General features: G+C 51.3%; 13 protein-coding genes. 11 read left to right on the top strand and 2 right to left on the bottom strand.

Annotated features, from left to right (window positions below; all coding sequences use genetic code 11):
* Positions 1-40 precede the first annotated feature (40 nt).
* The 3 genes from B5F77_RS06840 to B5F77_RS06830 all read left to right on the top strand — a co-directional run bounded on the left by B5F77_RS06840 (position 41) and on the right by B5F77_RS06830 (position 3,768).
* Positions 41-1,183, top strand: a complete 1,143-nt coding sequence (locus B5F77_RS06840; protein WP_087329299.1) for a glycerate kinase — start codon at positions 41-43, stop codon at positions 1,181-1,183.
* An 81-nt stretch (positions 1,184-1,264) separates the two neighbouring features.
* Entirely contained in the window at positions 1,265-2,881 is a 1,617-nt protein-coding gene (locus tag B5F77_RS06835) for an ATP-binding cassette domain-containing protein (RefSeq protein WP_087329297.1), read from the top strand.
* A 410-nt stretch (positions 2,882-3,291) separates the two neighbouring features.
* Positions 3,292-3,768 carry an AraC family transcriptional regulator gene (locus B5F77_RS06830; protein ID WP_140392833.1) on the top strand — a complete coding sequence of 159 codons (477 nt, stop codon included), beginning with the start codon at positions 3,292-3,294 and terminating at the stop codon, positions 3,766-3,768.
* Between the two features lie 98 nt (positions 3,769-3,866).
* Here the strand turns inward: B5F77_RS06830 and B5F77_RS06825 are convergent, their stop codons facing one another.
* Together B5F77_RS06825 and B5F77_RS06820 are read right to left on the bottom strand one after the other, a co-directional pair.
* Entirely contained in the window at positions 3,867-5,441 is a 1,575-nt protein-coding gene (locus B5F77_RS06825; RefSeq protein ID WP_087329383.1) for an Rne/Rng family ribonuclease, read from the bottom strand.
* Positions 5,442-5,669: 228 nt separating this feature from the next.
* Entirely contained in the window at positions 5,670-5,942 is a 273-nt protein-coding gene (locus tag B5F77_RS06820) for an HU family DNA-binding protein (protein ID WP_087329293.1), read from the bottom strand.
* Between the two features lie 234 nt (positions 5,943-6,176).
* On the opposite strand from B5F77_RS06820, the gene mutY reads away from it, so the two are divergent.
* The 8 genes from mutY to cobT are packed head-to-tail and all read left to right on the top strand — an operon-like array spanning position 6,177 to position 12,482.
* Entirely contained in the window at positions 6,177-7,259 is a 1,083-nt protein-coding gene (gene mutY, locus B5F77_RS06815) for an A/G-specific adenine glycosylase (protein ID WP_087329291.1), read from the top strand.
* A 37-nt stretch (positions 7,260-7,296) separates the two neighbouring features.
* Positions 7,297-7,767 (top strand): single-stranded DNA-binding protein, encoded by a 471-nt coding sequence (gene ssb / locus B5F77_RS06810; protein WP_087329289.1) that lies wholly within the window; start codon positions 7,297-7,299, stop codon positions 7,765-7,767.
* Positions 7,768-7,807: 40 nt separating this feature from the next.
* Positions 7,808-9,124 (top strand): gliding motility-associated protein GldE, encoded by a 1,317-nt coding sequence (gene gldE / locus B5F77_RS06805; protein ID WP_204244953.1) that lies wholly within the window; start codon positions 7,808-7,810, stop codon positions 9,122-9,124.
* On the top strand, positions 9,121-9,699 hold the full coding sequence (locus tag B5F77_RS06800; RefSeq protein WP_140392832.1) for a gliding motility protein GldD: 579 nt from the start codon (positions 9,121-9,123) through the stop codon (positions 9,697-9,699). Before gldE ends, B5F77_RS06800 begins: the two co-directional genes overlap by 4 nt.
* A 7-nt stretch (positions 9,700-9,706) precedes the next feature.
* Positions 9,707-10,327, top strand: coding sequence for a 4'-phosphopantetheinyl transferase superfamily protein (locus B5F77_RS06795; protein WP_087329282.1), 621 nt, complete (start codon positions 9,707-9,709; stop codon positions 10,325-10,327).
* A gap of 56 nt (positions 10,328-10,383) precedes the next feature.
* Entirely contained in the window at positions 10,384-10,923 is a 540-nt protein-coding gene (locus B5F77_RS06790) for a S4 domain-containing protein (RefSeq protein WP_087329280.1), read from the top strand.
* The gene (locus B5F77_RS06785; protein WP_087329278.1) at positions 10,920-11,429 is read left to right on the top strand and encodes a bifunctional adenosylcobinamide kinase/adenosylcobinamide-phosphate guanylyltransferase; all 510 of its coding nucleotides are present in this window, start codon (positions 10,920-10,922) and stop codon (positions 11,427-11,429) included. Before B5F77_RS06790 ends, B5F77_RS06785 begins: the two co-directional genes overlap by 4 nt.
* A 15-nt stretch (positions 11,430-11,444) precedes the next feature.
* Positions 11,445-12,482, top strand: a complete 1,038-nt coding sequence (gene cobT / locus B5F77_RS06780) for a nicotinate-nucleotide--dimethylbenzimidazole phosphoribosyltransferase (RefSeq protein WP_087329276.1) — start codon at positions 11,445-11,447, stop codon at positions 12,480-12,482.

Genomic DNA, 12,482 nt, shown 5'->3' with positions numbered 1-12,482 from the left:
GCGTTCTTTTTTAAGCCTAATCAATCAGGGAATAGGAAAAATGAAAAAGATTGTTGTAGCCATTGATTCATTCAAAGGATGCGTCTCTTCCGTTGCATTGGCAGAAGTAATTGAAGAGGCGGTAAAGGAAATTTACCCGGCATGCCACGTATGCAAGATTCCAATTGCCGATGGCGGAGAAGGGACTGTCGATGCACTCATACAAGCTTTGCAGGGCGAGCGCGTGTTTTGTTGCGTTGAAGATCCCTTACATCGCCCCATCGAGGCAGCGTATGGTTGGGTTGCTTCATCCCGTCTGGCGGTTATCGAAATGGCGGCGGCCTGCGGATTGCCTTTACTCCAAATGGAGGAAAGGAATGTGATGCGGGCATCAACTCGGGGTGTAGGACAACTCATTGCGGATGCTATCCGTCGCGGGGCGCGGCATTTCCTGTTGGGTATTGGCGGAAGCGCAACAAACGATGCGGGCACGGGCATGTTGCGCGCGTTGGGTTTTCGTTTCTTGGACAAAACGGGACGGGAAGTGCCGGATGGGGGCGCTTATCTATCTGAAATAGCAGACGTAGACATAACGCACTGTTTGCCAGAATTGGCTGAATGTACTTTCGAAATAGCTACCGACGTATCGAATCCTTTTTATGGTCCAGATGGAGCTGCTTTTGTTTTCGCGCCTCAAAAAGGAGCCACACCGGAACAAGTCCGCCAATTAGACAACGGATTGCGTGCGTTTGCTGCCCTTGTCCACCAGAAAACAGGAATCGACTTGCAGCAACTTCCCGGTTCGGGCGCTGCAGGCGGATTGGGAGGAGGTGGTGCGGTTTTCTTGCAGGCACACCTCGCATCAGGCATCCGGATTATCCGTCGGCTGTTGCATTTCGACGATCAATTAGCTGGTGCCGATTGGGTCTTTACAGGAGAAGGAAAAGTGGATACCCAAACAAATTGCGGGAAAGTGGTATCAGGCGTCATCGAGGCAGCGCGCGCCGCACACGTTCCGGTAATCGTCTTGACGGGCAATTGTGCGGAACCTTCCGGACTGGAAAGCTCCGTTCCTATTTTTTCCATCCATTCCGCGCCTGTCTCGCTGGCCGAAGCGATGGATGCGCGCTATGCGTTGCGGCAAACGAAACGTATTGTCCGTTCTCTCCTTCTTTTATGGAAAAGTTATCCGGGGAAAGCCTAAATCCCATTTCCGCATCTGCCCTATTTTATGTATCTTTGCACTCGCAATTTAATTTCGATTTATTCCTAAGACCAATTTAATATGATTACAGTAAACAATCTGGATGTACAGTTCGGCAAGCGTATCCTGTTTCAGGATGTCAATTTGAAGTTCACGCCGGGTAATTGTTATGGGATTATCGGCGCGAACGGTGCCGGAAAGTCTACTTTCCTTCGAGTTATCAGCGGACAGTTGGACCCTACGCGCGGCACCGTCTCGATGGGGCCAGGCGAACGGCTTTCCGTCCTTTCGCAAGACCACTTCGCGTTCGATGAATACACCGTCATGGATACCGTCCTGATGGGGCATTCGACGCTTTGGGACGTCATGAGCGAAAAGAACGCGCTCTATGCGAAAGAGGACTTCTCGGATGCAGACGGTATCCGCGCCGCCGAACTGGAAGAGAAGTTTGCCGAAATGGAGGGTTGGAACGCCGAAAGCGACGCCGCCGCCCTGCTCAGCGGACTCGGCATCGGCGAAGAGTTGCATTACTCGATGATGAAAGACTTGAGCGGTAAGCAGAAGGTGCGTGTCCTCTTGGCCCGCGCGCTCTACGGGCAGCCCGACAACCTCCTCCTCGACGAGCCGACGAACGACCTTGACCTCGAAACCGTTTCATGGCTCGAAAACTATCTCTCGAATTTCGAACATACGGTGCTCGTCGTCAGCCACGACCGCCACTTCCTCGACTCCGTTTGCACGCATACGGTCGATATCGATTATGGCAAGCTCCAGCTCTTTGCCGGCAATTATAGCTTCTGGTACGAATCTTCGCAATTAGCGCTGCGCCAGATGCAACAGCAGAACAAGAAGGCGGAAGAGAAAAAGAAGGAACTGGAGGAATTCATCCGCCGATTCAGCGCCAACGTAGCCAAGTCGAAGCAGACGACCAGCCGCAAGAAGATGCTTGAAAAGCTGAATATCGAGGAAATCAAGCCCTCGTCGCGCCGTTATCCGGGCATCCTTTTCAGCCCGAACCGCGAGCCGGGAAACCAGATTCTCGAAGTCAAGGGACTTACCAAAAGCATCGAGGGAAAGACGCTTTTCCAGGATTTGAACTTCAACGTCGAAAAGGGCGACAAGATTGTCTTCATCAGCCATGACCCGCGCGCCATGACGGCCCTCTTCCAAATCATCAACGGCGAAGAGAAGCCCGACGCCGGCTCTTTCCAATGGGGACAGACCATCACCACGTCGTACCTCCCGCTCGACAATACCGCCTATTTCAACTCGGATTATAACCTGATTGAATGGCTTTCGCAATTCGCGCCGGAAACGAACGAGGTGTTCCTCAAAGGCTTCCTCGGCCGCATGCTTTTCTCGGGCGAAGAGCTCCTGAAGAAGGTGAGCGTCCTCTCGGGAGGCGAGAAAATGCGTTGCATGATTTCGCGCATGATGTTGACCGATGCCAACTGCCTCATCCTCGACACGCCCACGAACCACCTGGACCTCGAATCCATCCAAGCGTTCAACAACACGCTGAAGACGTTCAAAGGCAACATCCTCTTCGCGAGCCACGACCACGAGTTCATCCAGACCGTCGCCAACCGCATCATCGAGCTGACACCGAATGGCATTATCGATAAGATGATGGATTACGACGACTACATCTCCGACCCCGCGATTGCCGAGCTCCGCGCGAAGTTGTATCAAGCCTAAATAAAAAGATACTGCGTTTTTTGTATTATTGACTATGGAAGGATACCCGAAACCTCGCCCCCAACAGCGAGACGAAGGTGTCCTTCGTTTTTTTACCTCCAATGCTTTTCCAGAAAAATTTTCTCATAGTATTTTACCTAATTCACACATAAATAAAAAAAAAATGGATAGGAATTTTACCAAACATGCTGCAGGGTAAAATCCCAGCCTATATTTTTACCCTTCCATATACAGAGTAAAATTTCCAATATTGCTTTTATCCTTCTTCCTGTATAGTAAAACGCAAGTTCAAGATTTTACTATGCAAAAAGAAGGGTAAAAGCGCAGCTAAAATATTTACCAGTATAAAAAAAGAGTAAAAAAATTAGTATTATCGGGGAAAAAAGCGTATCTTGCGGGCAAAAAAGGATATGAAAAAGATTGAAATACGCAAAATCCAGGTGGAAGACCTTTATGTTTCGCCCCTGGCGAAACGAACCGTGACAAACGCGGAAGGATGGACGCGCATGGAGGAAGTGGAAAAGAAAGCGCCGCCGACGGGCTCGCTCGTGATGGACGCGGTGGCAGAAGCGCTCGCGGAAGAGCCGGGACTGACGACGGACAAACTGGCGAAAGCATTAGGGACGAACAGCGTCGTACTCAATCATATCTTCAAATTTCTGACGGGAAAACTCACGCGCGACTTCCTAATGGAATACCGCTTGAAACGCGCTTGCGAATTGCTGGCCTGCACGAACTTACACCTGGAGGAAATCGCCCGCCGGAGCGGATTCCCCACCCAAGCCTATCTTTCCAAACTGTTTAAAGAGCAGAACCAATGCACGCCGCGCGAATACCGGCACCTGCACCGGCCGAAAAACTACGCGCTGCTTTACGAATGGGAATAAAAAAACACAGAGACACGGAAAACACAGAGCCTTTAATAATAACGATTAAGAATGAAAAACTCCGCTTTTCCGCGTCTCTGTGTCCAGAGAATATTTTCTTATCCTTTGATTTCCAATTCGTCTTTCATGTCGAGCTCGTTTTTTTCCTCATCGTAGAATTTATATTCGAGGAAAGCCAAGCTCTGGTTGGGCACGATGCGGAGGCTATGGGTGTATCTCATTTTCCATTGCCAACTCAAAGGGAAAAAGCCTTTATTCAAATAAGCTGCTACATAAGGATGTACGTGTAAGGTAAATTTCTTCACATGGTGCTTGTTGACCAAACAATCCACCTTCCGCTCCAGACTGTCGGTAAAAAGAATAGAGGGCTTCACGACGCCGGTACCGAAGCAAGCCGGGCAAGTCTCGGACGTCTGCACGTCTAAAGCCGGACGAACCCGTTGGCGGGTAATTTGCATCAGGCAAAACTTGCTCAAAGGAAGGATATTGTGCTTGGCGCGGTCGGAAGCCATGGCCTTCGTCATGTGTTCATATAGCTTCTGTTTGTTGGCATTTTCGTGCATGTCAATAAAATCGATAACGATGATGCCGCCCATATCGCGGAGGCGAAGCTGGCGGGCAATCTCGTCGGCGGCGGCGATATTGACATCAAGGGCCGTCTTCTCTTGGTCGTCGCTGTTCTTGGCACGATTGCCGCTATTCACATCGATGACATGCATCGCCTCTGTATGGTCGATGACCAAGTAAGCGCCGCTCTTGTACGTCACGGTACGCCCGAAGAGGGATTTGATTTGTTTCGTAACCGAGAAATTATCAAAGATAGGCAGGCCGCCTGTATAAAGATGCACGATATCCTCGCTTCCCGGAGCAATCAAACTCACATACGCGCGAATACTTTTATAGACATCCTCGTCATTCACATAAATATTTTGGAACGAAGGATTATAAATATCGCGGAGCAATGCCACGGCACGCCCCGTCTCTTCGTACACCAATGCGGGAGCTTTCGCCTTGGCCAATTTAGCCACGCTATCTTCCCACCGCTTTACCAATGTCTTCAATTCGTGGTCCAATTCCGCCACCCGCTTTCCTTCGGCCGAAGTGCGGACAATCACCGTAAAGTTCTTCGGTTTAATGCTTTGGATCAGTTGGCGCAAACGAGCACGTTCTTCGGCTGTTTTAATCTTCGAAGAGACAGACACTTTGTCTCCAAAAGGGATTAAAACGATATAACGTCCTGCGAATGACAATTCAGAAGCTAATCGTGGACCTTTGGTCGAGATGGGCTCTTTAGCAATTTGTACCAGCACTTCTTGTCCGATTTTCAACACATCGCCAATGCTCCCGTCTTTATCGATTTCGGGCAGCGGCTGGAACTTCTGAATCGGCGTCAGCTTCTTGAAATCGTTCAAAGCCTGCTTCAAGAACTTCTGCTGCGTACTAAAATGAGCCCCTAAGTCCTGATAATGAAGAAATGCATCCTTTTTATAACCCACATCAATGAAAGCAGCATTCAATCCCGGCATCAGTTTCTTCACCTTGCCTAAATAGATATCGCCCACCACAAACTCCACATTGCGCGCCTCTTTCTGAAGCTCCACCAGGCTTTTGTCTTCCAAGACGGCAATCGACATCTCTTTGGATTCAACGTTTACTACTAATTCACTAATCACATCAGGTATTTTAAAGAATGTATAGACCTTAAAAATAAGCAAAGAACAAACTTAAAAGGTCTCTTATTAAGTTTGTTCTTCAGAGCTAAAGTAGTATAGACTTATTTCTTCTTATGTCTATTCTTCTTCAGTCTTTTTTTGCGTTTGTGTGTAGACATTTTATGTCTTTTTCTTTTCTTTCCGCTAGGCATAGCTTTTGAAATTTTAAAAGATTAAACGATAAACTTATTATTTCACGTCATTCAAGAAAGTCTTAGCCGGCTTGAATGAAGGGATATTGTGTTCCGGAATAATGATAGTTGTATTCTTCGAGATATTACGAGCCGTCTTTTGTGCGCGTTTCTTTACGATAAAACTACCGAAACCTCTCAAATATACGTTCTCATTCTTTGCCAAAGAACCTTTCACTTTCTCCATAAATGTCTCCACACAGGCCAATACTGTCTGTTTGTCAACACCGGTTTTCTTCGAAATCTCGCTAACAATATCTGCTTTAGTCATGTCTTATAAATTTAATAATTGTATTGATTCTTATAATTTTCGGATTGCAAAGTTAGGAATAATTCTCTGAGTGCAAAAGAAATTCGTAGCAAATCTTGAGAAAAAGTTCGAAATCTTGCCTTTTTGAGGGCAAAAGCGCCTCAAGATTCTCGGTTTTATGCCTATATTTGCCGACGATTATAACGAAAAACGAAATCGTTTTCCGTTTATTTTTAGCATACAAGCTGGACAGATATGGAACATACAGATACAGATTTTGGGCTGAGCCGCCTGTTGTGTGAATGGTATGATACGCACAAACGAGATTTGCCCTGGCGCCATTCGCGCGATCCTTATATTATATGGATATCGGAAATCATTTTGCAGCAGACAAGGGTCGCGCAAGGGTTGGATTATTTCAACCGGTTTGTCGAACGTTTCCCAGACATCCGCTCTTTGGCCGAGGCTTCGGAAGACGAGGTCCTGAAGTATTGGCAAGGATTAGGATATTATAGCCGAGCGCGAAACCTCCACGCCGCAGCCCGATTTATGGAAACACATTACGAAGCGCGTTTTCCACAGACCTATCAAGAAGTACGAGCTTTGAAAGGCATTGGAGATTATACGGCTGCAGCGATCGTCTCGTTTGCTTGGAACTTGCCTTATGCCGTGGTCGATGGAAACGTATATCGCGTCTTGGCTCGTTTCTTTGGCATTGACACGCCTATTGACACAGGGGCAGGTAAAAAATATTTCGCGGAGCTGGCCCAACGCTTGCTTCCCCCTAAAAGGGCGGGATTACACAACCAAGCCATGATGGAACTGGGAGCTCTCCAATGTGTACCCCAAACTCCAAACTGTACGCTCTGTCCCTTGGCGGATGCGTGCGTCGCTTATGCCAACGAGACCGTATCCCTTCTTCCTGTCAAGCAAGGAAGAACCAAATCGCGCGATCGTTTCTTCCATTATTTCTACATTCTATATAAAGGTAAGACTTTTCTACAGAAACGGGTAGGAAAAGATATCTGGAAAGGATTATACGAGTTTCCGCTCATCGAGACGAACGAAGCGTGCGAATGGCCGGAACTTTCCCGCACACACGAGTTCGAACGACTCTTCTCGGGCATTTCGAAGTTAACGTGGCAAAGCACAAGCCCACTCTACAAGCATGTACTTTCCCACCAAACACTTTACACGACTTTCTATCAACTCGAAATAAATGAAGCGGGAGAACTGCCACACGGATTCCACATGATTCCAACCGAAGACTTAGACCAGTACGCCATCCCGCGTCTAATCCAGAAATACCTTGATTCTTTGGTGGGGAATATGAAATAATGTCGTATCTTTGTGGCGTAACTAAAAAGATAAGATTATGTCGCTAAATAAAGTATTATTAATAGGAAATGTCGGACGAGACCCAGAGGTCCGGTATTTCGATACGGGGTCAGCGGTAGCAAACTTTCCTCTGGCCACATCCGAACGCGGATATACATTGGCAAACGGAACGGTCGTTCCCGAACGGACAGAATGGCACAATATCGTAGTACGCCGAGACCAGGTGCCGTTTGTCGAGAAATATGTCAAAAAGGGTTCGTTGCTTTATGTAGAAGGAAAACTCCGTACACGAAGCTATGACGACGCTTCAGGAAGCAAACGATATGTAACAGAAATCCATGCCGATCGCATTGAATTCTATTATACGGGAACGCGTCCTGTCGATTCGACAAATGCACAAGCTTCTGCTACCCCTAACCCACAGACGGTTGTCCAGCCTACAGCTTCCCAACCATTGGCAGGTCCGTCTCTTGAGACATCCAGTGCAGAGGATGACTTGCCGTTCTAACCCAGATGTATAACTAAAACTTATCCACTTGGAACCAGACATGCTATCGGACTTGTTCCGACAAATCATCGTATACGACCTGACAATAGGTCCCGTTATCGCCGGGATGCTTGCCATACTTTTGTTGTTTGCTTCTGCTTTTATCTCAGCTTGTGAAATGGCATACTTTGCTCTCAATTCTGAGGAGCAAAATGAGCTCAAAGAAGAAAATGACACACGTAGCCAGTTAGTGATTCGATTACTGGATAACCCGGATCGCCTTACAGCTACCTTTTTAATTGCAGATAATATCATCAACGTTTCCTTCATCACACTCAGCGTATTCGCACTGAATAGTTGGATGAGCTTTATGGCAGTCCCATGGCTGGGATTCGTGCTTCAGTGCGTAGGACTTACATCTCTTATTCTTCTCTTTGGCGAAATCATGCCGAAGGTGTATGGGCAAAAAGACAGTGTAAAGTTGGTTCGACAGACGGCGCCGATCGTTCGGACAATAGTGAGTATTTGCTCCCCCTTGTCTGCGTTGTTTGTCCGTTCCGCCTCGTTTTTCCAGAAGTCATTCGGGAAGAAACGGTATAACCTCTCGGTAGACAAGCTGAGCAAGGCATTGGAACTTACCTCGAAAGCCATCCCTGAAGAGAAAGAGATGCTTGCTGAAATCATTAAGTTCTACAACAAAACGGCTAACGAAGTGATGACGCCTCGCCTCGACGTCGAAGACTTGAACATCAAGGCAAGTTTCCCCGACGTATTACGAGCAGTCAACGAATCGGGTTTCTCCCGTATCCCTGTCTATGCTGAGAATGAGGACAACATCAAGGGCATTCTATATACCAAAGACTTACTCCCATACTTGGAAAAGCCGGATACGTTCCACTGGCAGAGTCTAATCCGTCCGGCCTACTTTGTACCCGAAACGAAGAAGATTGACGATCTGTTGGAGGAGTTCCGTACCAATAAGATACACATGGCTATCGTAGTGGATGAGTTCGGGGGTACATCCGGTCTCGTCACGATGGAGGACATCCTCGAGGAAATCGTCGGAGAGATTTCGGATGAGTACGACGAGGATGAGAAGCAATATATCCACTTGGCGGACGGCAGTTATATCTTCGAGGCGAAGATTCTTCTGACGGACTTCTTCCGGGTGACGCACACGAGCCCGTCGGAGTTCGCTCGCCTCACGGAGGAGGTGGAGACGCTTGCCGGCCTCCTGTTGGAAATCAAGGGGGACTTTCCCCGTCGGCAGGAGATTATCGAGTACGGCGATTATCGTTTCCAGGTACTCGAGGTGGATAATCGTCGTATCCTCAAGGTCAAGTTCAATCAGGTTTCGCCTCAATCGGTCGCATCATGAGGGGGATGAGTCGTCGGATGATGCAGGGGGTGATGTCGCTCTTCCTTGTGGGGGCTGTCGGTTGCGGGGGAGATTACTCTCCCAAGCCGCGGGGATACTTCCGTATCGAGCGGGACAGCCTCGCCTATTCCTTATTACATCATGTAGCCTTGCCGTATGCCTTCGAGATACCCGCCGGGGCACGCGTGGATACCGCCGAGGCGTCGCGGGGTTGGGTGAACGTGGTTTACCCGTCGTGGCACGTCACGCTCTATGGCAGTTATCTGGAGACCTCCTCCGAGGGATTGCAGCGTGCGCTGGCGGATGGAGCGGACCTCGTCCGCCGTCAGCAGTCGGTGCGCCGGGTGAGCGAGAAGGCTTACGAGCATCCGGAGGCGGAGGTCTGGGGGACACTGTACCTCCTCGAGGGGGACTGCGCTTCGCCTATCCAGTTTATGCTCACCGACCGTCGTCGCCGTTTCTTCCGGGGCGCGTTGTATTTTGATTTCGAACCGAAGGCAGACTCTATCGCGCCGGTTGTCGGTTATCTCCGGCAAGACGTCGTCCGCCTCATGGAAACGTTCTACTGGAAATAGCCCTCCCATGCCACTTCTTTCAATCTACACCTCCCCGCTGCGGGGCCTCTGGCGACTCACCGAATCGCCCGAAGCGTTGTGGGAAAGGCTCGCCCATCCGCATTGGTATGAGGCGGACTTTGCCCGTTTGAAGGCTCCTGCCCGACAGGCGGAATGGCTTGCTGCGCGGCTGCTCCTCGCCGAGATGCTGGGGCATGAGGCCCGCATCGCCTACCTTCCCTCGGGCGCACCCTATCTGCCGGACGAACCCTTTCACCTGAGTCTGTCGCATACGCGCGGCTTTGTCGCCCTCAGCCTCTCGCCCGAGCGGACGGGCATCGACATCGAGTATCGTTCGGACCGGGTCCGCAAGATACGCAGTCGGTACCTCTCGCCTGCGGAAGAGGCATTCATCGACCCGCGGCACGAGACGGAACATCTCCTGGTCTGCTGGTGTGCCAAGGAGACTCTCTTCAAGCTGGTGGACCTCCCTGGGATGGATTTCCTGGAGGAGCTGCACCTGCTCCCCTTTCCTTATGCCCCGTCGGGCACGCTTGTCGGGTACGAATCGCGTTCGGGCCGCCAGCATACCTTCACGCTTCAGTATGAGGTGACGGAAGAGTTCGTCTGGGTATGGGAAATAGCCTAAATTGTATTACTTTTGCATGTCGAAAAGACAGGTGTCAAATCATAACAGCAATAAACATGGAAGTCAGATTAAACAAATTCTTGAGCGACTCCGGGCTTTGTTCGCGCCGGGAGGCTGATAAATTCATCGAGATGGGAAGGGTGACTGTCAATGGCAGCTTCCCTACCGTAGGGCAAAAGGTGACCGAGGCGGATATCATCCAAGTGGATGAAGAGACGATACCTTGGGGCAAACGCATCCAGGGGCGTACCATCCAGGCTTCGACGCCGAAGATTACGAACCTCCTGAAGGAGGGGGGCTTACCCGCTATGCCGACGCGCCGCGCAGCTACCTCTTCTGCGAAACAGTCCGTATCTGCCGCAAGTGGGCATACGGAGGGCAAGCCGCGCCGGGAGCATTACGTGAAGTATAACAAATACGCCGCAGCCCGTCGTGCCCGTAAAGAGCAGGAGGAAACCGGGACCACGAAGCCCCTCTCGCGCGGCGCCGTAGCGCAACAGCAGGCAGCCTCGCCGAAGTCCGCCGCCCTCCGGAAGACCAGCCGGAATAACCCTGCGAACCGGGCGAAGTATCACCGCAAAACACGCGGCGTATGAGGCGGGTTATCCTCGTCACGGGCGGAGCACGGTCGGGTAAGAGCCGCTATGCGCAGCAGTTGGCCTGCTCACTCAGTCCGCATCCGGTCTATTTGGCGACGGCTCGTATCTGGGACGATGAGTTCCGCGAGCGCGTGCGGCGCCACCAGGCAGACCGCGGGCCGGAGTGGGAGAACATCGAGGAGGAGAAGCTCCTCAGCCGGCATGACTTCGCGGGGAAGGTGGTGGTGGTGGATTGCGTCACGCTCTGGTGTACGAACTACTTCTACGACCTGGAGGGCCGTATCGACCTTGCGCTTCCTGCCATAAAGGCCGAGTTCGACAGCCTCACCCGCCAGGATGCGTGCTTTATCTTCGTCACGAACGAAATCGGGATGGGGGGCGTCTCGACCGACCCCGTCCAGCGCCGCTTCACGGACCTACAGGGATGGGTGAACCAACACATCGCCGCCCGGGCCGACCAGGTCGTCCTCATGGTGAGCGGCCTTCCACTATTCATTAAGTAACCTTACATTATATATATGTATACATTTGATATCAAAAGACCGGACCCATCGATGCGCCCGGTCTTACAACAATGCATCGACTCCCTGGCCAAGCCGAAAGGCTCCTTGGGCCGATTGGAGGATTTGGCGCTACAGATTGGCCTGATTCAGCAGACCCTGCGCCCCCAACTGACGAAACCCGTTAATGTCATCTTTGCAGCCGACCACGGCCTGGCCGACGAGGGCGTGAGCCAATCGCCGAAGGAGGTGACGCGCCAAGTGGTGTTTAATTTCTTGCATGGTGGCTCCGGCGCCTGCTTCCTGGCACGCCAGCATGGCTTCGCGATGAAGATTGTCGATGCGGGGGTGGACTACGATTTCCCGCCCCTCCCGGACCTCATCGACCGCAAGGTGCGGAAGGGCACGCGTAACTGCCTGCACGAACCGGCCCTGACGACGGAGGAGATGGAACAGGCCCTGCAAGCGGGGGCGGACGTGGTGGCGGATTGCCAGGCCGAGGGGAGCAACGTCATTAGCTTCGGCGAGATGGGGATTGGGAATACCTCGGCGTCGAGCCTCTGGATGACCTGTCTCACGGGTATCCCGCTGGTGGAATGCGTGGGGCCGGGCAGTGGGTTGAACGAAGTGGGCGTGCGCCACAAACGGGCCGTCTTGCAGCAAGTGCTCGACCGCTACTCCGGGAGCAGGGACGTATGGGACGTCATGCGGCATTTCGGCGGACTGGAGATGATTATGGCCGTGGGCGGCATGCTCCGGGCAGCGGAGTTGGGGATGATTATCCTCGTCGACGGCTTCATCATGACGAACTGCCTGCTGGCAGCCTCCCGCATCCAACCCAACGTGTGGGAATATGCCATCTTCTGCCACTGCAGCGGCGAGGGAGGACACCGCCTACTGCTGGACTACCTGCAGGCCACTCCGCTGCTGGACCTGGGTCTGCGTCTGGGCGAAGGCTCTGGGGCGATAGCCGCCTACCCGCTCGTGGCGTCAGCCGTGAGGATGCTCTGTGAGATGCACACGTTTGAAGAGGAACAGATAACTAAGTATTTCTGA

Source organism: Parabacteroides sp. An277, from assembly GCF_002159645.1.
Lineage (GTDB): Bacteria > Bacteroidota > Bacteroidia > Bacteroidales > Tannerellaceae > Parabacteroides.
The sequence above is the reverse complement of the archived record's forward strand: the minus strand, read 5'-3'. Positions and strand labels throughout refer to the sequence as shown.

Excerpts from the sequence above, each read along its gene's own strand:
- B5F77_RS06820 (WP_087329293.1), bottom strand. The coding sequence starts at position 5,942 with ATGACTAAAGCAGATATTGTTAGCGAGATTTCGAAGAAAACCGGTGTT.
- gldE (WP_204244953.1), top strand. The coding sequence starts at position 7,808 with ATGCTATCGGACTTGTTCCGACAAATCATCGTATACGACCTGACAATA.
- B5F77_RS06790 (WP_087329280.1), top strand. The coding sequence starts at position 10,384 with ATGGAAGTCAGATTAAACAAATTCTTGAGCGACTCCGGGCTTTGTTCG.
- cobT (WP_087329276.1), top strand. The coding sequence starts at position 11,445 with ATGTATACATTTGATATCAAAAGACCGGACCCATCGATGCGCCCGGTC.
- B5F77_RS06800 (WP_140392832.1), top strand. The coding sequence starts at position 9,121 with ATGAGGGGGATGAGTCGTCGGATGATGCAGGGGGTGATGTCGCTCTTC.
- B5F77_RS06795 (WP_087329282.1), top strand. The coding sequence starts at position 9,707 with ATGCCACTTCTTTCAATCTACACCTCCCCGCTGCGGGGCCTCTGGCGA.
- B5F77_RS06785 (WP_087329278.1), top strand. The coding sequence starts at position 10,920 with ATGAGGCGGGTTATCCTCGTCACGGGCGGAGCACGGTCGGGTAAGAGC.
- B5F77_RS06830 (WP_140392833.1), top strand. The coding sequence starts at position 3,292 with ATGAAAAAGATTGAAATACGCAAAATCCAGGTGGAAGACCTTTATGTT.
- ssb (WP_087329289.1), top strand. The coding sequence starts at position 7,297 with ATGTCGCTAAATAAAGTATTATTAATAGGAAATGTCGGACGAGACCCA.
- B5F77_RS06835 (WP_087329297.1), top strand. The coding sequence starts at position 1,265 with ATGATTACAGTAAACAATCTGGATGTACAGTTCGGCAAGCGTATCCTG.
- B5F77_RS06840 (WP_087329299.1), top strand. The coding sequence starts at position 41 with ATGAAAAAGATTGTTGTAGCCATTGATTCATTCAAAGGATGCGTCTCT.
- mutY (WP_087329291.1), top strand. The coding sequence starts at position 6,177 with ATGGAACATACAGATACAGATTTTGGGCTGAGCCGCCTGTTGTGTGAA.